General features: G+C 59.4%; 21 protein-coding genes. 17 read left to right on the top strand and 4 right to left on the bottom strand.

All coding sequences use genetic code 11. The features are described from left to right. The first annotated feature begins 2 nt into the window (after positions 1-2). From lepB to pdxJ, 5 genes are all read left to right on the top strand, one after another. Positions 3-857: a signal peptidase I gene (gene lepB / locus AD668_RS22325; RefSeq protein ID WP_053162290.1), complete on the top strand. Its 855-nt coding sequence runs from the start codon at positions 3-5 to the stop codon at positions 855-857. A 185-nt stretch (positions 858-1,042) separates the two neighbouring features. After that, on the top strand, positions 1,043-1,732 hold the full coding sequence (rnc, locus tag AD668_RS22320; RefSeq protein WP_053162288.1) for a ribonuclease III: 690 nt from the start codon (positions 1,043-1,045) through the stop codon (positions 1,730-1,732). After that, complete coding sequence (gene era / locus AD668_RS22315; RefSeq protein ID WP_053162286.1) at positions 1,725-2,627, top strand: GTPase Era; 903 nt, start codon at positions 1,725-1,727, stop codon at positions 2,625-2,627. The genes rnc and era overlap by 8 nt, the downstream gene beginning before the upstream one ends. 131 nt (positions 2,628-2,758) lie before the next feature. Then, positions 2,759-3,448, top strand: a complete 690-nt coding sequence (gene recO / locus AD668_RS22310) for a DNA repair protein RecO (RefSeq protein ID WP_053162284.1) — start codon at positions 2,759-2,761, stop codon at positions 3,446-3,448. A 50-nt stretch (positions 3,449-3,498) separates the two neighbouring features. Then, on the top strand, positions 3,499-4,239 hold the full coding sequence (gene pdxJ, locus AD668_RS22305; RefSeq protein WP_053162283.1) for a pyridoxine 5'-phosphate synthase: 741 nt from the start codon (positions 3,499-3,501) through the stop codon (positions 4,237-4,239). 90 nt (positions 4,240-4,329) lie between these two features. Here the strand turns inward: pdxJ and mltF are convergent, their stop codons facing one another. After that, complete coding sequence (mltF, locus tag AD668_RS22300; RefSeq protein ID WP_082344546.1) at positions 4,330-5,790, bottom strand: membrane-bound lytic murein transglycosylase MltF; 1,461 nt, start codon at positions 5,788-5,790, stop codon at positions 4,330-4,332. Positions 5,791-6,075: 285 nt separating this feature from the next. Between mltF and purL the strand changes: the two genes are divergently transcribed. Then, positions 6,076-9,972, top strand: a complete 3,897-nt coding sequence (gene purL / locus AD668_RS22295; protein WP_053162281.1) for a phosphoribosylformylglycinamidine synthase — start codon at positions 6,076-6,078, stop codon at positions 9,970-9,972. A gap of 5 nt (positions 9,973-9,977) precedes the next feature. Then, on the top strand, positions 9,978-10,289 hold the full coding sequence (locus AD668_RS22290) for a YqfO family protein (RefSeq protein WP_053162279.1): 312 nt from the start codon (positions 9,978-9,980) through the stop codon (positions 10,287-10,289). Positions 10,290-10,507: 218 nt separating this feature from the next. On the opposite strand, the gene AD668_RS22285 is transcribed toward AD668_RS22290, so the two are convergent. Both AD668_RS22285 and AD668_RS22280 read right to left on the bottom strand, forming a co-directional pair. Beyond that, complete coding sequence (locus AD668_RS22285) at positions 10,508-11,011, bottom strand: murein L,D-transpeptidase family protein (protein ID WP_053162278.1); 504 nt, start codon at positions 11,009-11,011, stop codon at positions 10,508-10,510. Between the two features lie 125 nt (positions 11,012-11,136). Next, a complete protein-coding gene (locus tag AD668_RS22280) occupies positions 11,137-11,688 on the bottom strand; it encodes an NUDIX hydrolase (RefSeq protein WP_053162276.1) in 552 nt (183 codons plus the stop codon). Positions 11,689-11,835: 147 nt separating this feature from the next. Here AD668_RS22280 and AD668_RS22275 point away from each other — a divergent pair, with 147 nt between their 5' ends. From AD668_RS22275 to guaA, 8 genes are all read left to right on the top strand, one after another. Then, on the top strand, positions 11,836-12,435 hold the full coding sequence (locus AD668_RS22275) for a CoA pyrophosphatase (RefSeq protein WP_053162274.1): 600 nt from the start codon (positions 11,836-11,838) through the stop codon (positions 12,433-12,435). Between the two features lie 54 nt (positions 12,436-12,489). After that, positions 12,490-13,014 (top strand): gamma carbonic anhydrase family protein, encoded by a 525-nt coding sequence (locus AD668_RS22270; RefSeq protein WP_053162271.1) that lies wholly within the window; start codon positions 12,490-12,492, stop codon positions 13,012-13,014. Beyond that, positions 13,011-13,226: a DUF1289 domain-containing protein gene (locus AD668_RS22265; protein WP_053162270.1), complete on the top strand. Its 216-nt coding sequence runs from the start codon at positions 13,011-13,013 to the stop codon at positions 13,224-13,226. Before AD668_RS22270 ends, AD668_RS22265 begins: the two co-directional genes overlap by 4 nt. Positions 13,227-13,372: 146 nt before the next feature. Continuing rightward, positions 13,373-13,840 (top strand): VUT family protein, encoded by a 468-nt coding sequence (locus AD668_RS22260; RefSeq protein WP_053162268.1) that lies wholly within the window; start codon positions 13,373-13,375, stop codon positions 13,838-13,840. A gap of 87 nt (positions 13,841-13,927) precedes the next feature. Then, positions 13,928-15,109: a formate-dependent phosphoribosylglycinamide formyltransferase gene (gene purT / locus AD668_RS22255; protein ID WP_053162266.1), complete on the top strand. Its 1,182-nt coding sequence runs from the start codon at positions 13,928-13,930 to the stop codon at positions 15,107-15,109. A 191-nt stretch (positions 15,110-15,300) separates the two neighbouring features. Then, on the top strand, positions 15,301-15,849 hold the full coding sequence (locus tag AD668_RS22250; RefSeq protein WP_053162264.1) for a hypothetical protein: 549 nt from the start codon (positions 15,301-15,303) through the stop codon (positions 15,847-15,849). Positions 15,850-16,056: 207 nt separating this feature from the next. Further along, a complete protein-coding gene (gene guaB, locus AD668_RS22245) occupies positions 16,057-17,526 on the top strand; it encodes an IMP dehydrogenase (RefSeq protein ID WP_034150805.1) in 1,470 nt (489 codons plus the stop codon). Between the two features lie 99 nt (positions 17,527-17,625). Further along, positions 17,626-19,203, top strand: a complete 1,578-nt coding sequence (gene guaA, locus AD668_RS22240) for a glutamine-hydrolyzing GMP synthase (protein WP_053162261.1) — start codon at positions 17,626-17,628, stop codon at positions 19,201-19,203. An 86-nt stretch (positions 19,204-19,289) separates the two neighbouring features. Here the strand turns inward: guaA and AD668_RS22235 are convergent, their stop codons facing one another. Then, the gene (locus AD668_RS22235) at positions 19,290-22,244 is read right to left on the bottom strand and encodes a membrane-targeted effector domain-containing toxin (RefSeq protein WP_053162259.1); all 2,955 of its coding nucleotides are present in this window, start codon (positions 22,242-22,244) and stop codon (positions 19,290-19,292) included. 316 nt (positions 22,245-22,560) lie between these two features. On the opposite strand from AD668_RS22235, the gene AD668_RS22230 reads away from it, so the two are divergent. Together AD668_RS22230 and tadA are read left to right on the top strand one after the other, a co-directional pair. Further along, the gene (locus AD668_RS22230) at positions 22,561-23,937 is read left to right on the top strand and encodes a multicopper oxidase family protein (RefSeq protein WP_053162257.1); all 1,377 of its coding nucleotides are present in this window, start codon (positions 22,561-22,563) and stop codon (positions 23,935-23,937) included. Next, on the top strand, positions 23,937-24,434 hold the full coding sequence (gene tadA, locus AD668_RS22225) for a tRNA adenosine(34) deaminase TadA (RefSeq protein ID WP_053162255.1): 498 nt from the start codon (positions 23,937-23,939) through the stop codon (positions 24,432-24,434). Before AD668_RS22230 ends, tadA begins: the two co-directional genes overlap by 1 nt. The last annotated feature ends 46 nt before the right edge of the window (positions 24,435-24,480 follow it).

Here is a 24,480-nt window from a genome sequence, read left to right as displayed (position 1 = left end):
CTATGTCACTAAATTTCCCGCTGTTGCTGGTCATCGCCGTGTTCGTCTGCGGCCTGTTGGCGTTGCTTGATCTGTTGATCCTGGCGCCGCGTCGGCGTGCTGCCATCTCCTCCTATCAGGGCAGCGTCAGCCAGCCGGATATGGTTGTGGTCGAGAAACTGAACAAAGAACCGCTGCTGGTTGAATACGGCAAGTCGTTCTTTCCGGTGTTGTTCATCGTGCTGGTGCTGCGTTCGTTCCTGGTGGAACCGTTCCAGATTCCTTCCGGTTCGATGAAGCCGACCCTGGATGTCGGCGACTTCATCCTGGTGAGCAAGTTCTCCTACGGGATCCGCTTGCCAGTGATCGACAAGAAAGTCATCGAAGTCGGTGATCCGCAGCGCGGCGATGTGATGGTGTTCCGCTATCCAAGTGATCCGAACGTCAACTACATCAAGCGTGTAGTAGGCCTGCCGGGTGACAAAATTCGTTACACCGCCGACAAGCGCTTGTTCGTCAACGGTGAGTCGATTGCCGAGCAACTGGTCGGTTCAGAACCGGGCACGCTGGGCAGCGCGGAACTGTACAAGGAAAAACTCGGTGTTGCCGAGCACATGATCCGCAAGGAAATGAGCCGCTATCGCGCCACGCCGGACCGTTCGTGGACCGTGCCTTCCGGGCACTACTTCATGATGGGCGACAACCGCGACAACTCGAACGACAGTCGCTACTGGGATGATCCGAACATTCCCAAGGATCTGCTGGGCATGGTTCCCGACAAGAATATCGTCGGCAAGGCCTTCGCGGTCTGGATGAGCTGGCCGGAACCAAAACTCAGTCACCTGCCGAACTTCTCGCGGGTTGGCCTGATCAAGTAATCACACACGGCGCTGTTGAACACAGCGCCGAATGCATTTCTGGAACCGAGACAATCGGGGGCGGAAAGCATGAAGCCAATGATATTCAGGACGTTATTTTTGAACACAGCGTTAATTGTCCCAGGCCTGCGCCGAATCCCGGCGGTGGCGGTGGAATCCAACCACGAACTCAGCGTGGGTAAACCGTGAGCGTCTCCTTAAGCCGTCTCGAGCGTCAGCTCGGCTACACCTTCAAGGATCAGGAACTGATGGTCCTGGCCCTGACTCACCGCAGTTTCGCCGGGCGTAACAACGAACGCCTGGAGTTCCTCGGTGACGCTATCCTTAACTTCGTAGCCGGCGAGGCGCTGTTCGATCGCTTCCCGCTGGCCCGCGAAGGCCAGTTGTCGCGTTTGCGTGCACGCTTGGTGAAAGGTGAGACCCTGGCCGTACTGGCCCGTGGTTTCGACTTGGGCGATTACCTGCGTCTGGGTTCGGGTGAGCTGAAAAGCGGCGGTTTCCGTCGCGAATCGATCCTGGCCGATGCCCTCGAAGCGCTGATCGGTGCGATCTACCTCGATGCCGGCATGGAAATGGCCCGCGAGCGCGTGCTGGCCTGGCTGGCCGGTGAGTTCGAAGGCCTGACGCTGGTCGACACCAACAAAGATCCAAAGACCCGCCTGCAGGAATTCCTGCAGTCCCGTGGTTGTGAGCTGCCGCGTTACGAAGTGGTGGATATCCAGGGTGAGCCGCATTGCCGGACGTTCTTCGTCGAATGCGAAATCATCTTACTGAACGAAAAAAGCCGAGGTCAGGGTGTGAGCCGTCGTATTGCCGAACAGGTAGCGGCCGCCGCAGCACTGATTGCCCTGGGTGTGGAGAATGGCAATGACTGATACAAACGCAACTCGCTGTGGCTATGTTGCCATCGTCGGCCGTCCCAACGTGGGCAAGTCCACGCTGCTGAACCACATTCTGGGTCAGAAGCTGGCGATCACCTCGCGCAAACCGCAAACCACCCGTCACAACATGCTCGGTATCAAGACCGAAGGTGATGTGCAGGCGATCTACGTCGACACCCCGGGCATGCACAAGGGCGGCGAAAAGGCCCTGAACCGCTACATGAACAAGACCGCTTCGGCAGCGTTGAAAGACGTCGACGTGGTGATTTTCGTGGTGGATCGCACCAAATGGACCGAAGAAGACCAGATGGTTCTCGAGCGTGTCCAGTACGTGACTGGCCCGCTGATCGTGGCGTTGAACAAGACCGATCGCATCGAAGACAAAGCCGAGCTGATGCCGCACCTGAGCTGGTTGCAGGAGCAGTTGCCCAATGCGCAGATCATCCCGATTTCCGCACAGCACGGGCACAACCTTGATGCACTGGAGCGTGTGATCGCCGATCACCTGCCGGAAAACGATCACTTCTTCCCGGAAGACCAGATCACCGACCGCAGCAGCCGTTTCCTCGCCGCTGAGCTTGTGCGCGAGAAAATCATGCGCCAGATGGGTGCCGAGCTGCCGTACCAGATCACCGTCGAAATCGAAGAGTTCAAGCAGCAGGGCAAGACCCTGCACATTCATGCCTTGATCCTCGTCGAGCGCGATGGCCAGAAGAAAATCATCATTGGCGACAAGGGCGAGCGCATCAAGCGCATCGGCACCGAGGCGCGCAAAGACATGGAGCTGCTGTTTGACTCCAAGATCATGCTCAACCTGTGGGTCAAGGTGAAAGGTGGCTGGTCCGATGACGAGCGCGCCTTGCGTTCGTTGGGTTATGGCGACCTGTAATACTCCGAAAGCCCCCCTGTAGGAGCGAGCTTGCTCGCGATGGACTTGAGAGCGCCGCGTTCATTCAGAAAGCCCGCGTTATCGTTATCCACCATCGCGAGCAAGCTCGCTCCTACAGTATGTGAGACTTGATGTCCTCAACTCCGCCCATCGCCCAACCCGCCTACGTCCTGCACTCCCGCGCCTACCGCGAAAACAGTGCGTTGGTGGACTTCCTCACGCCGCAAGGTCGGCTGCGGGCGGTGTTGCGCAGTGCGCGGGGCAAGGCCGGAACCCTGGCGCGGCCGTTTGTGCCGCTGGAAGTCGAATTTCGGGGCAGGGGAGAGTTGAAGAACGTCGGGCGCATGGAAAGTGCCGGAGTTTCCACTTGGCTAAGTGGTGAGGCACTGTTCAGTGGCCTTTACCTCAATGAGCTGCTGATTCGCCTGTTACCCGCCGAAGACCCGCTTCCCTCGGTGTTTGACCACTACGCCGCGACCTTGCTGGCGCTGGCCGAGGGTCGGCCCCTGGAGCCGTTGCTGCGCTCCTTCGAATGGCGATTGCTTGATGACCTCGGCTACGGTTTTTCCCTGAGTGCCGATATCCACGACCAGCCCATCGCCCCGGACGGTCTCTACCGTTTGCAAGTAGATGCAGGGCTGGAGCGGGTCTACCTGCTGCAACCGGGTTTGTTCAGCGGTGCCGATCTGCTCGCCATGGCCGAAGCCGACTGGTCAACCCTCGGCGCTTTGTCGGCTGCCAAGCGCTTGATGCGTCAGGCATTGGCCGTTCACCTGGGCGGCCGTCCACTTGTCAGTCGCGAGCTGTTTCGCAAGCCCTGATCACACCGTATGCTGTGCACCGAACTTTCTCTTCTTCTGGAGCGCTTTCCGTGACCACCAGCACCCGCATTCTTCTTGGCGTGAACATCGACCACGTCGCCACCCTGCGTCAGGCCCGGGGCACTCGTTACCCGGACCCGGTCAAGGCAGCACTGGACGCGGAAGAGGCAGGTGCCGACGGCATCACTGTGCACCTGCGTGAAGACCGTAGGCACATTCAGGAGCGCGACGTTCTGGTGCTCAAGGATGTGCTGCAAACCCGCATGAACTTCGAGATGGGCGTCACTGAAGAAATGATGCAGTTCGCCGAGCGTATTCGCCCGGCGCACATCTGTCTGGTGCCGGAGACTCGTCAGGAACTGACCACTGAAGGCGGGCTGGACGTGGCGGGGCAGGAAGCACGCATCAAGGCAGCGGTCGAGCGCTTGTCGAAGATCGGTTCTGAAGTGTCGTTGTTCATCGATGCCGATGAGCGCCAGATCGAAGCCTCGCGCCGTGTCGGCGCACCGGCCATCGAACTGCACACCGGGCGTTATGCCGATGCCGAAACCCCGACTGAAGTCGCCGAAGAACTCAAGCGTGTGGCTGATGGTGTGGCGTTTGGTCTGGCCCAGGGGCTGATCGTCAATGCCGGTCACGGCCTGCATTATCACAACGTTGAAGCCGTGGCGGCGATCAAGGGCATCAACGAGCTGAACATTGGCCATGCGCTGGTGGCCCATGCGCTGTTCGTGGGCTTCAAGTCGGCTGTTTCGGAGATGAAGGCGCTGATTCTGGCGGCTGCCCGGTAGGAGCGAGCTTGCTCGCGAAAAACCTGAGGGCGCCGCGGGGCATCAGGTTTTTCGCGTTATCGTTGACGCCCATCGCGAGCAAGCTCGCTCCTACAGCGGGGCTGGCTCTTGAGCCGGCTTGCTCTTGTCGATCCCCGGAACAAGCAGTTTGCCCTCGGCGACCTGGTCGCCTTCAAGCTGCGGCTGCGTGACCCACGTCAGGATGTCGTAGTAGCGACGGATGTTCGCCACAAAGTGCACCGGCTCGCCGCCACGGGCGTAGCCGTAACGGGTCTTGCTGTACCACTTCTTTTCTGACAAGCGCGGCAGGATCTTCTTCACGTCCAGCCATTTGTCCGGGTTCAACCCTTCCTTGGCCGCCAGTTTGCGCGCGTCATCCAGGTGCCCGCTGCCGACGTTATAGGCTGCCAGGGCAAACCAGGTGCGATCTGGCTCCTGGATCGAATCGTCCAGCTGGTCTTTCATGTACGCCAGGTACTTGGCGCCGCCCATGATGCTTTGCTTGGGGTCGAGACGGTTGGACACGCCCATGGCCTGCGCGGTGTTCTGGGTCAACATCATCAGGCCGCGCACGCCGGTCTTGGACGTGACTGCCGGCTGCCACAACGATTCCTGATAACCGACTGCCGCGAGCAGGCGCCAGTCGACTTTCTCTTTCTTGGCATACGCCTTGAAGTGCTGCTCGTACTTTGGCAGGCGCTGCTGCAAGTGCTGGGCGAAAGTGGTGGCGCCCATGTAGCCGAGGACGTCGACGTGCCCGTAGTAGCGGTCCTTGAGGCGTTGCAGCGTGCCGTTTTTCTTGACCTTGTCGAGGTAATCGTTGATTTCGTTGAGCAGGCTGTTGTCATCGCCCAGTGCGACGGCCCAGCTCTGGTTGCTGGCATCACCGAGGTCAAAGGCGACCCGGATGTTGGAGAAATACACCTGGTTCATCGCGACTTCGTTGGAGTCGACCAGGGTCAGGTCGATTTGACCTTCGTCAACCATGCGCAGGAGATCAACGACCTCGACCGCGTCAGACTCTTCGTATTCGATACCGGGAAATTTCTGTTTCAGTCGCGCCAGTTGCTCGGCGTGGGTGCTGCCCTTGAGCACCATGATTTTCTTGCCCACCAGATCCTTCGCGTCAGTCGGCCGCGATTGGCCGTTGCGATAGATGACCTGAGGGGTCACTTCCAGATAGGAGTGGGAAAACCGCACCTGATTTTTGCGTTCTTCGCTGCTGACCAGGCCGGCCGCCGCGAGAACCGGGCCGTTGGGCTTGCCGACCTGATTGAACAGGTCGTCGAGGTTGTCGGCGGTCTCGATCTTGAGTTCGACCCCCAGATCGTCGGCAAAGCGCTTCACCAGCTCGTATTCGAAGCCGGTTTCACCGTTGCGATCCTGAAAGTAGGTGGCGGGGCTGTTTCGGGTAACCACCCGCAGCACACCATCCTCCTTTACGCGCTCTAGGGTGTTGGGTTTATCAACACAGCCACCGAGCACCAGGAAGAGTCCGGTTGCGATCAGCCATTTGGCGTACCGCGGACGCAAAGCCGTTGGGGAAAACATCTGCGCAGTATACGCAAACGACCACGGGCGCCATATCTCGACAGCGAAGGGGTTGTCTGCTAGAGATCACAAAACCGAGCAAAACCCAGCAGGAATGGGCCTTTCCTGCATTTTGTTACTGTAAAAATAAGCGGTTGTTACACCCGAAATTAACCTGACTTTCGAGGCAGAAACACAGATCGACGTCCGGGTGCAACCGTGCGTAGCGTTTCGGGTGATGTCGCGGGCGGTTTAGGCTAGAATGCACGGCCTCAAAGCACACCCCTTCCCGAGGCTGTCCCGAAGATGTTGATCCTGCGCGGCGCTCCTGCCCTTTCTGCCTTTCGCCACAGCAAACTCCTTGAGCAACTGAGCCAGAAGGTTCCGGCTGTCAGTGGCTTGTATGCTGAATTCGCTCACTTCGCCGAAGTCACCGGCGTCCTGACCGGCGACGAACAGCAGGTGCTTGCGCGCCTTCTGAAGTACGGCCCTAGCGTTCCGGTACAAGAGCCGACCGGTCGTCTGTTCCTGGTGTTGCCGCGTTTCGGCACCATCTCGCCGTGGTCGAGCAAGGCCAGCGACATCGCTCGCAACTGCGGCCTGGCGAAAATCCAGCGGCTTGAGCGCGGTATCGCGTTCTACGTGGCCGGCCAGTTCAGCGACGCTGAAGCCCAGCTGATTGCTGATGGCCTGCACGACCGCATGACCCAGATCGTCCTGGGCAACCTCGAACAGGCTGCCGGCCTGTTCAGCCACGCCGAACCCAAGCCACTGACCGCCATCGACGTGCTGGGTGGTGGTCGCGCCGCGCTGGAAAAAGCCAACACCGAGCTGGGCCTGGCCCTGGCCGAAGACGAGATCGACTACCTGGTCAACGCCTTCGTCGGCTTGAAGCGCAACCCGCACGACATCGAGCTGATGATGTTCGCCCAGGCGAACTCCGAGCACTGCCGTCACAAGATCTTCAACGCCAGTTGGGACATCGACGGCCAGAGCCAGGAAAAAAGCCTGTTCGGCATGATCAAGAACACCTACGTGATGCACAGCGAAGGCGTTCTGTCGGCTTATAAGGACAACGCTTCGGTGATCGTCGGCTCCGTGGCCGGGCGTTTCTTCCCGGACCCTGAAACCCGCCAGTACGGCGCGGTGCAGGAGCCGGTACACATCCTGATGAAGGTTGAAACCCACAACCACCCGACCGCGATTGCCCCATTCCCGGGCGCGTCCACCGGTTCCGGTGGCGAAATCCGCGACGAAGGCGCCACCGGTCGCGGTGCCAAGCCGAAGGCTGGCCTGACCGGTTTCACCGTGTCGAACCTGCAGATCCCGGGCTTCGAACAGCCGTGGGAAGTGCCGTACGGCAAGCCTGAGCGCATCGTCACTGCGCTGGATATCATGATCGAAGGCCCGCTGGGCGGCGCTGCGTTCAACAACGAGTTCGGTCGTCCGGCACTGACCGGCTACTTCCGTACCTTCGAACAGTCGATCACCACCCCGCACGGTGACGAAGTTCGCGGTTACCACAAGCCGATCATGCTGGCTGGCGGCATGGGCAACATCCGTGAAGAACACGTCAAGAAAGGCGAGATTCTGGTTGGTTCCAAGCTGATCGTGCTTGGCGGCCCGGCAATGCTGATCGGCCTGGGCGGCGGCGCGGCTTCCTCCATGGCCACCGGCACCAGCTCGGCAGACCTGGACTTCGCTTCGGTACAGCGCGAAAACCCTGAGATGGAGCGTCGCTGCCAGGAAGTCATCGACCGTTGCTGGCAACTGGGCGACAAGAACCCGATCAGCTTCATCCACGACGTGGGTGCGGGCGGTCTGTCCAACGCCTTCCCGGAACTGGTCAACGACGGCGACCGCGGTGGCCGTTTCGAACTGCGCAATATTCCAAACGACGAGCCGGGCATGGCCCCGCACGAAATCTGGTCCAACGAATCCCAGGAACGCTACGTCCTGGCCGTCGGCCCGGCTGACTTCGAGCGCTTCAAGGCAATCTGCGAACGCGAGCGTTGCCCGTTTGCCGTGGTCGGCGAAGCCACTGCCGAACCACAGTTGACCGTCACCGACAGCCACTTCGGTAACAGCCCGGTGGACATGCCACTGGAAGTCTTGCTGGGCAAGGCTCCACGCATGCACCGTTCGGTGGTTCGTGAAAGCGAACTGGGCGACGATTTCGATCCGTCGACCCTGAACATCGCCGAATGCGTCGAGCGCGTCCTGCATCACCCGGCCGTGGCGAGCAAGAGCTTCCTGATCACCATCGGCGACCGCACCATCACCGGCCTCGTGGCCCGTGACCAAATGGTCGGCCCGTGGCAAGTTCCAGTAGCCGACGTTGCCGTCACCGCCACCAGCTTCGACGTCTACACCGGTGAAGCCATGGCCATGGGCGAGCGTACTCCGCTGGCACTGCTGGACGCTCCGGCGTCGGGCCGCATGGCGATCGGCGAAACCCTGACCAACATCGCGGCTTCGCGCATCGGCAAGATCTCCGATATCAAGTTGTCGGCGAACTGGATGTCGGCGGCCGGTCACCCGGGCGAAGACGCACGTCTGTACGACACCGTGAAAGCGGTCGGCATGGAGCTGTGTCCTGAGCTGGGCATCACCATTCCGGTGGGCAAGGACTCGATGTCCATGGCCACCCGCTGGAACGATGAAGGCGTGGACAAGTCCGTGACTTCGCCGATGTCGCTGATCGTGACCGGCTTCGCGCCAGTGACGGACATCCGTCAGACCCTGACCCCGCAACTGCGCATGGACAAGGGCACCACCGACCTGATCCTGATCGACCTGGGCCATGGCCAGAACCGCATGGGCGCCTCGATCCTCGCGCAGGTTCACGGCAAGCTCGGCAATCAGGCTCCGGACGTCGATGACGCCGAAGACCTCAAAGCCTTCTTCGCGGTGATCCAGGGCCTCAACGCCGACGGTCACCTGCTGGCTTATCACGACCGTTCCGACGGTGGTCTGCTGACCAGCGTTGTCGAGATGGCCTTCGCCGGTCATTGCGGTTTGAGCCTGAACCTCGACGGTCTGGCAGAAACCTCGGCCGACATCGCTGCCATCCTGTTCAACGAAGAACTGGGTGCCGTGATCCAGGTTCGTCAGGACGCTACCCCGGACATCCTCGCGCAGTTCAGCGCTGCCGGTTTGGGTGACTGCGTGTCGGTAATCGGTCAGCCGATGAATAACGGCGAGATCAGCATCACCTTCAACGGTGACACTGTCTTCGAAGGCCAGCGTCGTCTGCTGCAACGTCAGTGGGCCGAGACCAGCTACCAGATCCAGCGTCTGCGTGACAACGCCGACTGTGCCGAGCAAGAGTTCGACGTGCTGCTGGAAGAAGACAATCCTGGCCTGAGCGTCAAGCTGAGCTACGACGTCAATCAGGACATCGCCGCGCCTTACATCAAGAAAGGCATTCGCCCACAGGTTGCCGTACTGCGTGAGCAGGGCGTCAACGGTCAGGTGGAAATGGCGGCAGCGTTCGACCGCGCCGGTTTCAACGCGATCGACGTGCACATGAGCGACATTCTGGCCGGCCGTGTCGACCTGAACGAATTCAAGGGCATGGTCGCTTGCGGCGGCTTCTCTTACGGCGACGTATTGGGTGCCGGTGAAGGCTGGGCAAAATCCGCGCTGTTCAACAGCCGTGCCCGCGATGCGTTCCAGGGTTTCTTCGAGCGTAACGACAGCTTCACCCTCGGCGTGTGCAACGGTTGCCAGATGATGTCCAACCTGCACGAGTTGATCCCGGGCAGCGAGTTCTGGCCGCACTTCGTGCGTAACCGTTCCGAGCAGTTCGAGGCCCGTGTTGCGATGGTGCAGATCCAGGAGTCGAACTCGATCTTCCTGCAAGGCATGGCCGGTTCGCGTATGCCGATCGCCATCGCCCATGGTGAAGGCCATGCCGAGTTCGCCAGCGAAGAAGCACTGCTGGAAGCCGATCTGTCCGGTTGCGTGGCGATGCGTTTCGTCGACAACCACGGCAAGGTCACCGAAAGCTACCCGGCCAACCCGAACGGCTCGCCGCGCGGGATCACCGGTCTGACCAGCCGCGACGGTCGCGTAACGATCATGATGCCGCATCCGGAGCGTGTGTTCCGCGCCGTGCAGAACTCGTGGCGTTCGGACGAGTGGAACGAAGATGCACCGCTGATGCGCATGTTCCGTAACGCTCGCGTCTGGGTTAACTGATAGCCGTGTACAAGCTCAGCTTTTTTGTTCCCGACAGTCATGTCGACGTGGTCAAAAGCGCCGTATTCGCCGCCGGTGGCGGGCGGATCGGTGCTTATGATCACTGTGCCTGGCAGGTGCTTGGCACTGGTCAGTTTCGTCCGCTGGATGGCAGTCAGCCGTTCATTGGCGAAGCAGGGCAGGTCGAACAGGTCGAGGAATGGAAGGTTGAGCTGGTGGTGGCCGATGAGTTGATTCGCTTGGTAGTGGCTGCGCTTAAACTGAGCCATCCCTACGAGACACCGGCTTATGAGGTGTGGCGACTGGAGGATTTCTGATCCTCGCACCGTTGAAACTAAAAACCCGCTGAAAGCGATTTCAGCGGGTTTTTTAATACCCGTAGGAATGTGATCCCTGTGGCGAGGGGGCTTGCCCCCGTTGGACTGCGTAGCTGCCCCCTTCTTTAGATCTGATATCGAATTCTTTGAAGGCAGGGCCGCTGCGCCCCCAACGGGGGCAAGCCCCCTCGCCACAAAGGCCCCAACTCAAAACGAGGTCAGGGACGAATCTCGATCATCGTGCCATCCGGCACCAGGTTCCAGACTTCGCGCATGTCCATGTTGCGCATGGCGATGCAGCCGTCGGTCCAGTCCAGGGTGTGGAACAGGTGTTCCGGATTTTCTTCGGTGTCCGGGGTGCCATGGATCATGATCATACCGCCAGGATCGACCCCTTCGCGCCGTGAGCGGGCGGCATCGCTGATGTTCGGGTAGGAAATGTGCATCGCCAGGTTGAAGCGGTCGCTGACCTTGCGCCAGTCGACCCAATAGAAACCTTCCGGCGTACGTTTGTCGCCTTCCATCAATTTCGGACCCTTGGGGCGTTTGCCCAGGGAAATGCGATAGGTCTTGATCGGCTTGCCGTCATTGATCAATTGCAATTGATGGGAAGACTTGAGAACCAGAATTTTCTCGATGACCTTGCCGTTCAAGGTTTCCACGGCAGAAGCCTGGGACACCGAGACAAACGACAAACATAACAGGGCAAGCAACCAGCGCATTGAAACGATTCCCCAGGAGGTGTCGCGACGATATATATATTTATAGGTGTTTTTGTGGGCGCTGCCCAAGGCGCGGGCCGGGTTCGGACGATCTACCAGCGCCTAGCAATGATGTTGAGATGACATCAGATAATGGCAGGCTGGGCAAGCGGCGGGATCGATTCGGACCGTACGGGATAGACCTCGGTCCGCCGGTCAGCGAAGAAGCATTCTAAGGTACGGCCCACCGTGCGGAAAGCCAGCTCGTCCCAAGGGATGTCCGCTTCGTCGAATAATTGCACTTCCAGGCTCTCGGGGCCGGCGGCAAAGTCCAGGTCCGCCAGTTCGGCGCGAAAGAACACATGCACCTGGCTGATGTGCGGCACGTCGATCAGGGTATAGATGCTCAGATTGCGCACCCTGGCGCAGGCTTCCTCGGCGGTTTCACGTATGGCCGCCTGCTCGATGGTCTCGCCGTTTTCCATGAAACCGGCGGGCAGGGTCCAATAGCCGAGGCGTGGCTGGATGGCGCGCCGGCACAGCAAGACTTTGGTACCCCAGGTGGCGACGCAGCCAGCGACGATATTGGGGTTCTGGTAATGAATCGCGTGGCAGCTGTCGCAGACAAAACGCAGGCGCGAATCGCCTTCGGGAATGCGCTGGGTCACCGGGTTGCCGCACTGGCTGCAAAATTTCATGCTTGGGTTCCTGAATGCTGCGCCTATCTTGGCGTGCGCCGGTGTCTGTCGGCAAGTTGTCGTTTCGCGACATGGGGCTGTTTCGGGGGTTGGGCGACCGCAATGATTGGTGCATGATGCAGGGTAAGGCACAGATCGAGAACACTCATGCTGGACGAGCTACTGCATCGGGTAAGTAATCACATTCCACATACGCTGGAGACTGACCTTCGTTTTCCCGAGGCAGCAGTGCTGGTTCCCATCACTCGCAGTGACGAGCCGGAGCTGGTTCTGACCTTGCGTGCCAGCGGGCTATCGACCCATGGCGGCGAAGTGGCGTTTCCGGGCGGTCGCCGTGATCCCGGAGATCCCGACCTGATTTTCACCGCCCTGCGCGAAGCCGAAGAAGAAATCGGCTTGCCGCCAGGGCTGGTCGAGGTGATCGGCCCCCTCAGTCCGTTGATCTCCCTGCATGGGATCAAGGTCACGCCCTATGTCGGGGTGATTCCAGATTTCGTCGAGTACCAGGCCAACGATGCCGAGATCGCCGCGGTGTTCAGCGTGCCTCTGGAGTTCTTCCGCAAGGACCCGCGTGAACATACCCACCGCATCGACTATCAGGGCCGCAGCTGGTACGTGCCGAGCTATCGCTATGGCGAATTCAAGATCTGGGGGCTGACGGCGATTATGATCGTCGAGTTGATCAACCTGCTGTATGACGCGAAAATCAGCCTGCACCAGCCACCCAAAAGCTTCATCAATACCTGAAGCCATCCTTCGAATGGCCAAAACCGCGGCTGCCTGAGCCTTGAGGATTACAAGATGAAATACCGCCTGGGCGACGCCCGCGTCGAAACCCACCCACAGAGCTGGGTTGCACCCAATGCCGTGCTGGTGGGCAGGGTCAAACTGGAAGAGGGCGCCAGCGTCTGGTTCAACGCCGTGTTGCGTGGCGACAACGAGCTGATCCTGATTGGCAAGAACAGCAACGTCCAGGACGGCACCGTGATGCATACCGATATGGGATATCCATTGACCATCGGCACCGGCGTGACCATCGGCCACAACGCCATGCTCCACGGCTGCACCGTGGGCGATAACAGTCTGATCGGCATCAACGCGGTGATTCTCAATGGCGCGAAGATCGGCAAGAACTGCATCATTGGCGCCAACTCGCTGATCGGCGAAGGCAAGGAGATCCCGGACGGTTCGCTGGTCATGGGCTCGCCCGGCAAGGTGGTGCGTGAACTGACCGAGGCGCAGAAGAAAATGCTCGAAGCGGGTGCGGCTCATTACGTGCACAACGCTCAGCGCTATGCTCGCGATCTGGCTGAGCAGGAAGAATGACCACCAACGAACGTCCGGTAGCATCGCCCTGCGTGAATATTTGCGCGCTGGACGACGATGATATCTGCACCGGTTGCCAGCGTACCGTGGAAGAGATTACTCGTTGGAGTCGCATGGACAACGACGAGCGCCGCAAGGTGTTGGGGTTGTGTCATGAGCGGGCGAAGGCCAGTGGGCTTGTCTGGATGATCGGCGCAAAACCCGGGAATTGACGAACGGCTTTCACTGTAGGAGCGAGCATGCTCGCGATGAACCCGCGAACGCAGCAGGGTGTCAGGATTGCCACGTTATCGTTCACGACCATCGCGAGCATGCTCGCTCCTACAGTATCCTGTGCGCCAAATTGACAGGTGCCCCCATGCTCTTCCTGATCGCCTACATCAGTAGCGTCGTGCTGATCAACTACGCCTTTTCCACCGCCCCGCATCTCGACATCATCTGGTCGGCCTGGGGTGGTCTGGTGTTTATCCTGCGCGACATGGTGCAAACCCGTTTTGGCCATGGCGCGATTGTGGCGATGCTGGCGGCGCTGGTGCTGTCCTATATCACTTCCGACCCCTCCATTGCCTTGGCCAGCGCCACGGCGTTCGCGGTGTCCGAGTGCATCGACTGGCTGGTGTTCAGCATCACCAAGCGCCCGTTGCACGACCGCCTGTGGATAAGTTCGGCCCTGAGCATTCCCCTCGATACCTTTATCTTTTTCGGCATGATCGATGCGCTGACGCCGGGTGTGATCCTCACCGCCCTCGGTTCAAAGTTCGCCGGTGTCACCGGCGTGTGGCTGATCATGGCCTGGCGCCTGCGCAAACAGGCTGTGGTCAGCTGAAGTTCATGTAAAATGCCGCGCTTTCTCCCCATGGGAAGCGCGCATGGCGACGCATCCCTTGATGATCCGCATCTTGAGGACCTTCAGATGACCCGTATCGGAACTCCATTGTCGCCGACCGCGACCCGCGTATTGATGTGTGGCTGTGGCGAGTTGGGCAAGGAAGTGGTGATCGAGCTGCAACGCCTGGGCGTTGAAGTGATTGCCGTGGACCGCTACGCGAACGCGCCGGCCATGCAGGTTGCCCACCGCAGCCACGTGATCAACATGCTCGACGGCGCCGCCCTGCGTGCGGTGATCGAAGCCGAGAAGCCGCACTTCATCGTGCCGGAAATCGAAGCCATCGCCACCGCGACCCTGGTGGAACTGGAGACCGAAGGCTTCACCGTGATCCCGACTGCCCGCGCCGCGCAGTTGACCATGAACCGCGAAGGCATCCGTCGCCTGGCCGCCGAAGAGCTGGACCTGCCGACCTCGCCTTACCACTTCGCCGACACCTTCGAGGATTACAGCAAGGCTGTCGAAGACCTCGGGTTCCCTTGTGTGGTCAAGCCGGTCATGAGCTCCTCGGGCAAAGGCCAGAGCCTGTTGCGCAGCTTTGAAGACGTGAAAACAGCCTGGGATTACGCCCAGGAAGGCGGCCGCGCCGGCAAAGGCCGGGTGATCATCGAAGGCTTTATCGATTTCGACTACGAAATCACCCTGTTGACCGTGCGCCACGTCGGCGGCACCACGTTCTGCGCACCGGTCGGCCATCGCCAGGAGAAGGGCGACTATCAGGAATCCTGGCAGCCTCAAGCCATGAGCCCGATTGCCCTGGCAGAATCCGAGCGTGTTGCCAAAGCCGTGACCGAAGCACTGGGTGGTCGTGGTCTGTTTGGTGTTGAACTGTTCATCAAAGGTGATCAGGTGTGGTTCAGCGAAGTCTCGCCGCGCCCGCACGACACCGGTCTGGTGACCCTGATTTCCCAGGACTTGTCGCAGTTTGCCCTGCACGCACGGGCAATTCTCGGCCTGCCGATCCCGTTGATTCGCCAGTTCGGCCCATCAGCCTCGGCGGTGATTCTGGTGGAAGGACAGTCGACCCAGACCGCTTTCGCCAATCTGGGCGCTGCATTGAGCGAGCCGGATACCGCACTGCGACTGTTCGGCAAGCCTGAAGTCAACGGCCAGCGCCGCATGGGCGTGGCCCTGGCGCGTGACGAGTCGATCGAAGCCGCCCGCGCCAAGGCGACCCGTGCTTCGCAGGCGGTTGTCGTCGAACTGTAAAAACCTCTTGAGCGGGCCTATACCTTCTATTGGGCATCGCGCAATTGCTTAACCTGTAGGAGCGAGCCTGCTCGCGATGGACTCGAGGACGCCGCGGGGTGTCAATTTTCCCGCGTTATCGTTCGCGACCATCGTCGGAACGCCGCCCGGAGCTTGCTCGCTCCTACAGGTCACTCCTCAGGCCTGTACCCATGAATTCACAAAGCATCATCGTCCCGAAAATCTCCACATTGCCGGTGCACGAGCCCCGGGCCCGGGCGATCGTGCGATGGCTGGTGCGCAAGAACATCATCCAGGAAGAGCTCACCACCTGTGGCCGCACCGGCAATCGCATGGCCCATGCCATCGCCGACGGTGCACGTGCAGTGGTTCTGCACCCCGAAGCCCTGCCGTTCGGCGAGCCGGTCAATGGCCTGGAGATCATCACCAAACGCTGCATCTATACGCCGGCCAAGGGTTTCCTTGAGGAAGCGGGCTGCGCCGAGTGTCGCAAGGAAGTCGGAGAGGCCTTGTTTGAAAGCCTGGAAGACTGGATGCCGGGACGCACCGATAACTTCACCTGCCCGGAATGCGGGCACGAAGACGACATCAACGGCTTCCTGTTCCTGCAGGAATGCGGCTTCTCCAACCTCGGTTTCATCTTCAACAACTGGGCCGAAGCCGGGTTCAAGCAGAGCTTTCTCGATGAGTTTGCCGACTGGCTCGATCAACCGGTCAGTTGGGTGAAGGTCGAGTTGTAGCGCGTCTGATGGACCGCGTTATCGTTGATCGCCAGCAAGCCGGCTCCTACAAGATCACGCCAAATCTGTAGGAGCCGGCTTGCTGGCGATGCTCCTCAAATATCCCGTCGATCACCGCGTCGATAATAGACAGAGTTTTACATTGAACCCGAGAGGGTGTCTGACTATAATGGCGCGCTTCCATTTTCCCGCTCGGGAGCCCCCGCGATGCTGCGTATCAGCCAAGAAGCTCTGACATTCGACGACATTCTCCTAGTGCCCGGTTATTCCGAGGTGCTTCCTAACGAAGTCAGTCTCAAGACCCGCCTTACCCGTGGCATCGAACTGAATATTCCATTGGTTTCCGCCGCCATGGACACCGTCACTGAAGCCCGTCTGGCAATTGCCATGGCTCAGGAAGGTGGAATCGGCATTATCCACAAGAACATGACCATCGAGCAGCAAGCTGCCGAAGTGCGCAAGGTCAAGCGTTACGAAGCCGGTGTGGTCAAGGACCCGATCACCATCGACGCCGACGCTACCGTGCGCGAACTGTTCGAACTGACCCGCATGCACAACATCTCCGGCGTTCCGGTGCTGCACAATGGCGACCTGGTCGGCATTGTCACTTCACGTGACGTGCGTTTCGAGAATCGTCTGGAAGCCACTGTCCGTGAAGTGATGACGCCTAAAGAGCGTCTGGTCACGGTCAAGGAAGGCGCCGACAAGAACGATGTGCGTGAACTGCTGCACAAGCACCGCATCGAGCGCGTGCTGATCGTCGACGACAAATTCGCCCTCAAAGGCATGATGACCGTCAACGACATCGAAAAAGCCAAGGCTTACCCGCTGGCCAGCAAGGACGATCAAGGTCGTCTGCGCGTGGGTGCTGCCGTCGGTACCGGTAAAGACACCGGCGACCGTGTTGCCGCCCTGGTCAACGCCGGCGTTGACGTGGTGGTGGTCGACACCGCTCACGGTCACTCCAAAGGCGTGATCGACCGCGTTCGCTGGGTCAAGCAGAACTTCCCTGAAGTGCAGGTCATCGGCGGCAACATCGCCACCGGCGCTGCCGCCAAGGCCCTGGCCGAAGCTGGCGCTGACGCGGTCAAGGTCGGTATCGGCCCTGGCTCGATCTGCACCACCCGTATCGTCGCCGGTGTCGGTGTGCCGCAAATCAGTGCCATCGCCAACGTTGCCGCAGCCCTCGAAGGCACCGGCGTTCCGTTGATCGCCGACGGCGGCATCCGTTTCTCCGGTGACCTGTCCAAGGCCATCGTAGCCGGTGCTTCCTGCGTGATGATGGGCTCGATGTTTGCCGGTACTGAAGAAGCACCGGGCGAGATCGAACTGTTCCAGGGCCGTTCGTACAAGGCTTATCGCGGCATGGGTTCACTGGGCGCCATGTCCCAGGCTCAAGGTTCCTCCGACCGTTACTTCCAGGACTCCTCGGCAGGCGCCGAGAAGCTGGTTCCGGAAGGCATCGAAGGGCGTGTTCCTTACAAAGGCACCCTGAGCGCGATCATCCACCAGCTGATGGGCGGCCTGCGTTCCTCGATGGGCTACACCGGCAGTGCCGACATCGAAGAAATGCGCACCAAGCCTGAGTTCGTGCGGATCACCGGCGCTGGCATGGCCGAATCCCACGTTCACGACGTGCAGATCACCAAAGAAGCGCCAAACTACCGCGTAGGTTGAGCCTTCAAGCAACAAGCTAAGCAACCGGGGCTGTTTTATTCAGCCCCGAGTTGTTTCTGAATCACGACTGTTTCCGAATTTTTTAGACGAGACTGAATCATGGCCCTCGACATTCACGCCCACCGCATCCTGATCCTCGACTTCGGTTCCCAGTACACCCAGCTGATCGCCCGCCGCGTGCGTGAAATCGGCGTGTACTGCGAACTGCACCCGTTCGACATGGACGAAGATGCGATCCGCGAGTTCGCTCCTAAAGGCGTCATCCTCGCTGGCGGCCCGGAGTCGGTTCACGAAGCCAACAGCCCGCGCTGCCCGCAAGCTGTTTTCGATCTGGGCGTGCCGGTCTTCGGTATCTGCTACGGCATGCAGACCATGGCCGAGCAACTGGGCGGCAAGGTTGAAGGTTCCGAGCTGCGTGAGTTCGGTTATGCCCGCGTTGACGTGGTCGGCAAGAGCCGCCTGCTCGACGGCATCGAAGACCACATCGACGCCGATGGCCTGTTCGGTCTCGACGTGTGGATGAGCCACGGCGACAAAGTTACCCGCATGCCGGAAGACTTCCACGTCCTGGCCAGCACCCCGAGCTGCCCGATTGCCGGTATGTTCAACGATGCTCGCGGCTACTACGGCGTGCAGTTCCACCCGGAAGTGACCCACACCAAGCAGGGTGGTCGCATCCTGTCGCGCTTCATCCTCGACATCTGCGGCTGCGAAGCCCTGTGGACGCCATCGAAGATTGCTGAAGACGCCATCGCCCAGGTTCGCGCCCAGGTCGGCACCGACAACGTCCTGCTCGGCCTGTCCGGCGGCGTGGACTCGTCCGTGGTTGCCGCGCTGCTGCACAAGGCCATCGGCGACCAGCTGACCTGCGTGTTCGTCGACAACGGCCTGCTGCGCCTGCACGAAGGCGAGCAAGTGATGGCCATGTTCGCCGAGAACATGGGCGTCAAGGTGATCCGCGCCAATGCTGAAGAGCAGTTCCTGAACAACCTGGCCGGCGAAGCCGACCCGGAGAAGAAGCGCAAGATCATCGGCCGCACCTTCATCGACGTGTTCGATGCCCAGTCCAACAAACTGGACAACATCAAATACCTGGCCCAGGGCACCATCTACCCGGACGTGATCGAGTCGGCTGGCGCGAAAAGCGGCAAGGCCCACGTGATCAAGTCGCACCACAACGTGGGCGGCCTGCCGGAAGAAATGAACCTGAAGCTGGTCGAGCCACTGCGCGAACTGTTCAAGGACGAAGTCCGTCGTTTGGGCCTGGAACTGGGCCTGCCGTACGACATGGTCTACCGTCACCCGTTCCCGGGCCCGGGCCTGGGTGTGCGCATCCTCGGTGAAGTGAAGAAGGAATACGCCGACCTGCTGCGTCGTGCCGACCACATCTTCATCGAAGAACTGCGCAAGGCCGACTGGTACCACAAGGTCAGCCAGGCATTCGTGGTGTTCCAGCCGGTGAAATCGGTGGGCGTGGTCGGCGATGGCCGTCGTTACGCCTGGGTCGTGGCACTGCGTGCCGTTGAAACCATCGACTTCATGACTGCTCGTTGGGCACACCTGCCTTACGAACTGCTGGAAACCGTCAGCGGTCGCATCATCAATGAAATCGAAGGCATCTCCCGCGTTACTTACGACGTGTCGAGCAAGCCGCCAGCGACGATTGAGTGGGAGTGATCCCCTGACATGACCGGAACCGCCTCAATTCGGCTCCGGTTCCAGTAAAAGGCTCCTGAGCGTAACGCCAGGAGCCTTTTTACGTTTCAGGGCACGCGTACGCGAGTCATGCCCATCCGATCAAGGGCATTGACCAGCTCCTGGAAGGTGCTGAAGTGTTGGTGATTGATGTCCCATGTGGGGCGTTTCACCCAGTAACCTGTGCTGTCATAGTTGATCGGGGTGCGCTCCAGCGCGCCGGCTCGGCTGCGGTGAATCAGCTCGAAGCGGCTACCGGCTTTCTCGACGGTGATCATGCCGGGTTTCGTCAGGGCGGCATTCAATGCCTGCTCCCTGAGCAATGCGGGCGGCAGCTGTATTTGCAGGCGCAAATCGTTTTTGACCGAGCTGGCCTGGAACGTTTCTGGATCAGTTGCAACTCTTCCCGGATCCACTTCAATCCGGGTGGCCTGACCTGCTTCAGCGCTCTCGACACGTACACCGATGCCGCCTTCCAGTTCACTGACTCCGGCAACGCCGTTCCAGGTGTTGGCATGGCTTTCTCCAACCAGTGCTACCCAGCGATGGGGACCCTTGGCAACTTGGTCGGCATCAATCACGGTTTTTGCAAAGTAGTTCATCATTTCTTGCCGGTAGGTACTGGAAGCACCTGTTATCCCTTTTGACTGGTAGCTGGCGGCGCAGTCGATGGCTTGTATTCGAATGTGGTTTTTCTGTGCAGCCTTGACCACCTCCAGAAAGTTGTACTGGCCGGTAGGGTCGGTACCGTGCCCCTGATCAAGTTGCTTGAGATAACTTTCCAGATCCTCGGACATGGCTCCACCTTTGTTGAAGATATCCAGGTCGGCTTGGTGGAAATCAGTGAGCAAGTGCTCCATGTAAAGGGTCTTGACCTCTTGTTTGGCGAGCACTTCCATGTTCTCGATCAGCAACTGCTTGCTGCCGACACTGGCATGCTGTTCGCCGATCACCAGGTTGGGGGTCTTCTTGAAGAGGGTCTTTATAATGTCCTTTGTCTTGTTGACGGAGCCGAACGTCGGGACGGTAGGGCGTGCAGCCAAGGGTGGGTTGGCGTAAAACGCGTGTGCATCACGGTACAAGGTGCGTCGTAGCTCCTTGAACTGGCCCATTGCGTTTTCCGGGTTAGCCAGGTTGACGAACTGATCATCCAGTGGGCGACCACCAATTTTGTTGCTTCCGAGCGACTTGAGTTCCTCGCGTAATTCCACCGGCACATCGTAAGCTGTTGAAACACTTGGCGTTTCAGGTAGGGGTGCTGGAGCGCGTCCCCAAGGTCGTGCGCCGAAAATTTTCCCGCCACCTTTCAACCCGAGACGGGTCAGAGCCTCCCATTCACCCTCGGCATTCAGGCGAACAGGTACGCTGCGGTAAAACGAATAAGGGTTGGCGGGATCGATGATGGCCCAGGTTTTCATTTCCTTGACGTAACGAACCAGGTAATACGCATCATCGATTTCGATGTAGTTGCCGCCGCTCGGTGGCTGGTAGATGTTGCGGTACATGCCTTCATTGCTGATTGGTTCAAGGCCATCGAGTATTTCATTGGTCTCAAAGGGGGCAAGCAGGTTTTCCCCTTCCTGGACGTAGGTCCTGCCAGGGGCGAGTTCGGCGATTTTGGGTACTGTGCCTACAGGTTGTTCCACCTTCGTGGCGAGATTCTCTTGAGGTGTGAACACTTCTTTCGCGCTCCCGACTTCCGTCAGCTCGACTGCGCCCTTAAGTGCCAGCAGATTGAAAAGCGTATCGATTGTGCTGACGATGATGCCAATGACTCCACTCTTGCGATCCTTTGCATCGATGCCGTTGATGGCTTGATCGATGTTCAAGCCAATGCTGGCCAGACCGGCCCCGACAGCGGCAAGGGCGGCAGGCCAGCCTATAACGGCCATGGGCCCGAACAACCGCGAAAAAGTCGTCAGATAACCGATCCACATCTGTTCCCGCAGATCCCCGTTCGAGCGCAGCGATAGCGCCGCGTCGTCTGCCATGCGCTCCTTGACCTGATCTCGCAACCAGGTGAAAGGGTCACTATCCAGAACGCCGTGCTCCGTATCGAAAAGACTGTGATCGTATTTGCCCCACGTCACGAAGAGCAGGTCGATCATATTGTTCAAGCCCACTTCGTCACCTTTCGGCTTTTGGGCCCACAATGGGAAGTGGCTCATGAACCGCGCACGGTTATCAGCGTGGTTGGTCTGACACAACAGCCACCAATGCAGGTCATAGGGGCTTTCAAAGACATGGAAAGCGTCCAGCTCTCCCGGGGTGTAAAGAATCTGGCAGCCGTTTTGATCGACGACCCGCAGAATATCGGTCGACATGTAACCACCGATATGGAGGGGGGCGACGCGCAACTTTTCGATGGGCGAGTTCTCGGTCTTGAGCATGTCCAGTGTCACGGGCCATGAAAGAGTCCGTGCCACGGCCATGAGCACGGTCTTGAGGTTTTCGTTGCTCAGTCGCGAGCTGTCATGCTCCTCCAGCGCCTTGGCAATGAAATTGAGTTTGGCCAGGGTTCGGTAATCGTCCGAATGACGGCTCCAGAAACGCTCCATTTTTTCCAGGTAGAGCTCACTGAAATTGATGCGCCACAGATCCTTGATCACTTGGCTTGGATACATCCGGACTTCATTGGTTTCGTTGTAAATCGTTGCTGAGGCGTCCTGGCTGTAAAAGCCTCCATCTCCGTCCAGAAGATCAGCGTTGTCCTGGTCATGCAACCGGAAGCGCTGGATCACCAGTTGTGGCAATGTCAGCGATTCGATGGGCTTGGGGTAGTGCTCCCAACCCAGAAACGCTTGCGCACTACTGGCCGAAGTGTTTTCGAAACGGTGCCACCAGACGTGATCCGGGTCGATGTTCTTGATCCCGTATTTATCGAGGATCTTCTGCGCTTCGTTTCGCGCCATCTCATGCATGTCGGGACAAGCCTCGACAAAGGGGGACACAAGGTCTTTAAGTAACAGTTCGTCTTCTGCCGAGGGCAATACACTTGCCGTCTCTGTGTCAGATGTTTTCATTTCTCATCCTTGAGATTTTTGCTGAGTAAGGGATCGCACTATGAGCGAGTCGGAGCAATGGAATATGTAGGCCGACTGTGATTAGGGGGGCTGGGATTTTTGGATAATTGTTGTAGGAAAACACTACACATCCTTCAGCTGAAAGCCGTTGCCCGTCGGCGACCTGCTCCATTGAAACAGCTGACTGTTTCATCGCCCAGCGGTGACTTGCCTGCGTCCTATTGTCTCCAGGTCTTATCGTTTCGCAGTTGCAGGTGTATCGTATTCGCCTTTTGCAGGCAGCGAGCCTGTCGTTTTCAGTGAGGTAGTTGAGTTCATGTCCTTTACCCGTCGACAAATACTCGGTGGTCTGGCCGGTCTTGTGGTGGTTGGCGTGGGGGCGGGTGGCGCGTCGCGTTACTGGCTGGGCAAAAGGGCCGACGCCGAGGCGGGTCACGACTACGAGCTGATCGCGGCGCCGCTGGACGTCGAATTGGTGGCCGGGTACAAGACCCAGGCCTGGGCCTTTGGCCCATCGGCGCCGGGCACCGAGTTACGTGTGCGCCAGGGTGAATGGCTGCGGGTGCGGTTCATCAATCACCTGCCAGTTGCGACCACCATCCACTGGCATGGCATTCGCCTGCCGCTGGAAATGGACGGGGTGCCTTACGTGTCGCAATTGCCGGTGTTGCCGGGTGAGTACTTCGACTACAAATTCCGCGTGCCGGATGCTGGCAGCTATTGGTATCACCCACACGTGAACAGCAGTGAAGAGCTCGGCCGTGGACTGGTGGGCCCGTTGATCATCGAAGAGCGCGAACCGACCGGTTTCAAGTACGAAAAAACCTTGAGCCTCAAGAGTTGGCATGTCGACGAGGTGGGCAATTTCGTCGAGTTCAGCATTCCACGGGAAGCGGCGCGTGGCGGAACGGCGGGGCGCCTGTCGACGATCAATGGCGTCCCGCAAGCGGTGATCGATTTGCCGGCCGGACAAATTACCCGTGTACGCCTGCTCAACCTCGATAACACCCTGACCTATCGTCTGAACATTCCCGGCGTCGAAGCGCAGATCTACGCGCTCGATGGCAATCCGATCGAACCGCGTCCGCTCGGCAAGGAATACTGGCTGGGCCCCGGCATGCGTATTTGCCTGGCGATCAAGGCCCCGCCAGCTGGTGAAGAATTGTCGTTGCGCAACGGTCCGGTACGTCTTGGGACCTTCCGTTCGGTGGCCAATACTGAAGCGCCGCCGCTATGGCCACCGGCGCTGCCGGCCAACCCGATTTCCGAGCCGGACCTGGCCAATGCCACCAAACTCAACTTCAATTTCGAATGGGTCGGTTCGGTGTCGGTCAACGTCGACAACGGCAAGCCACCCAGCCTGTGGCAGATCAACGGCAAGGCCTGGGACATCACCGACAAGACCTGCGCCGACCGCCCGATTGCCAAACTTGAGAAGGGCAAGAGCTACATTTTCGAACTGAAGAACATGACTCAGTACCAGCATCCGATTCACCTGCACGGCATGAGTTTCAAGGTGATCGCCTCGAACCGGCACAAGGTCATCCCGTACTTCACCGACACTTACCTGCTGGGCAAGAACGAGCGCGCACAGGTGGCGCTGGTGGCGGATAACCCCGGGGTGTGGATGTTTCACTGCCACGTGATCGATCACATGGAAACCGGCCTGATGGCCGCTATCGAGGTGGCGTGATGCGTCAGATTCGTCCCACCGCGATCATCGACCGCAGCCGTGATCGCGATTTCATGCGCGAAGCGCTGGCACTGGCCGCTCAAGGTGCTGTCTTGGGTGAAGTGCCGGTGGGCGCCGTACTGGTGCAGGACGGAGAAATCATCGGTCGCGGCTTCAACTGTCCGATCACTGGCAGCGACCCGAGCGCCCATGCCGAGATGGTCGCGATCCGTGCCGCCGCCCAGGCTGTGAGCAACTATCGGCTGCCGGGCAGTACGCTGTACGTCACGCTCGAACCGTGCAGCATGTGCGCCGGGCTGATCGTGCATTCGCGGATTGCGCGGGTGGTGTATGGCGCGCTGGAGCCCAAAGCGGGGATTGTGCAGAGCCAGGGCCAGTTCTTTACCCAGGGCTTCTTGAATCACCGGGTGTTGTATGAAGGCGGGGTGTTGGCGGAAGAGTGCGGGGCGGTGTTGAGCGAGTTCTTCAAGGCCCGCCGCGCGAAACCTACAGACTAAACACCGCCCTCTGTAGGAGCTGGCAAGCCAGCTCCTACAGGTGTTT

The sequence above is a fragment of the Pseudomonas sp. P1.8 genome (genome assembly GCF_001269805.1).
Lineage (GTDB): Bacteria > Pseudomonadota > Gammaproteobacteria > Pseudomonadales > Pseudomonadaceae > Aquipseudomonas.
Note: the sequence above shows the minus strand (reverse complement) of the source record. Positions and strands in the feature narration are given on the sequence as shown.

What these genes read in the sequence shown, in the direction of transcription:
- lepB (WP_053162290.1), top strand. Translation starts at nt 3, where the DNA reads ATGTCACTAAATTTCCCGCTGTTGCTGGTCATCGCCGTGTTCGTCTGC.
- era (WP_053162286.1), top strand. Translation starts at nt 1,725, where the DNA reads ATGACTGATACAAACGCAACTCGCTGTGGCTATGTTGCCATCGTCGGC.
- recO (WP_053162284.1), top strand. Translation starts at nt 2,759, where the DNA reads ATGTCCTCAACTCCGCCCATCGCCCAACCCGCCTACGTCCTGCACTCC.
- mltF (WP_082344546.1), bottom strand. Translation starts at nt 5,790, where the DNA reads ATGTTTTCCCCAACGGCTTTGCGTCCGCGGTACGCCAAATGGCTGATC.
- purL (WP_053162281.1), top strand. Translation starts at nt 6,076, where the DNA reads ATGTTGATCCTGCGCGGCGCTCCTGCCCTTTCTGCCTTTCGCCACAGC.
- AD668_RS22285 (WP_053162278.1), bottom strand. Translation starts at nt 11,011, where the DNA reads ATGCGCTGGTTGCTTGCCCTGTTATGTTTGTCGTTTGTCTCGGTGTCC.
- AD668_RS22280 (WP_053162276.1), bottom strand. Translation starts at nt 11,688, where the DNA reads ATGAAATTTTGCAGCCAGTGCGGCAACCCGGTGACCCAGCGCATTCCC.
- AD668_RS22275 (WP_053162274.1), top strand. Translation starts at nt 11,836, where the DNA reads ATGCTGGACGAGCTACTGCATCGGGTAAGTAATCACATTCCACATACG.
- AD668_RS22270 (WP_053162271.1), top strand. Translation starts at nt 12,490, where the DNA reads ATGAAATACCGCCTGGGCGACGCCCGCGTCGAAACCCACCCACAGAGC.
- AD668_RS22265 (WP_053162270.1), top strand. Translation starts at nt 13,011, where the DNA reads ATGACCACCAACGAACGTCCGGTAGCATCGCCCTGCGTGAATATTTGC.
- AD668_RS22260 (WP_053162268.1), top strand. Translation starts at nt 13,373, where the DNA reads ATGCTCTTCCTGATCGCCTACATCAGTAGCGTCGTGCTGATCAACTAC.
- purT (WP_053162266.1), top strand. Translation starts at nt 13,928, where the DNA reads ATGACCCGTATCGGAACTCCATTGTCGCCGACCGCGACCCGCGTATTG.
- AD668_RS22250 (WP_053162264.1), top strand. Translation starts at nt 15,301, where the DNA reads ATGAATTCACAAAGCATCATCGTCCCGAAAATCTCCACATTGCCGGTG.
- guaB (WP_034150805.1), top strand. Translation starts at nt 16,057, where the DNA reads ATGCTGCGTATCAGCCAAGAAGCTCTGACATTCGACGACATTCTCCTA.
- guaA (WP_053162261.1), top strand. Translation starts at nt 17,626, where the DNA reads ATGGCCCTCGACATTCACGCCCACCGCATCCTGATCCTCGACTTCGGT.
- AD668_RS22235 (WP_053162259.1), bottom strand. Translation starts at nt 22,244, where the DNA reads ATGAAAACATCTGACACAGAGACGGCAAGTGTATTGCCCTCGGCAGAA.
- AD668_RS22230 (WP_053162257.1), top strand. Translation starts at nt 22,561, where the DNA reads ATGTCCTTTACCCGTCGACAAATACTCGGTGGTCTGGCCGGTCTTGTG.
- tadA (WP_053162255.1), top strand. Translation starts at nt 23,937, where the DNA reads ATGCGTCAGATTCGTCCCACCGCGATCATCGACCGCAGCCGTGATCGC.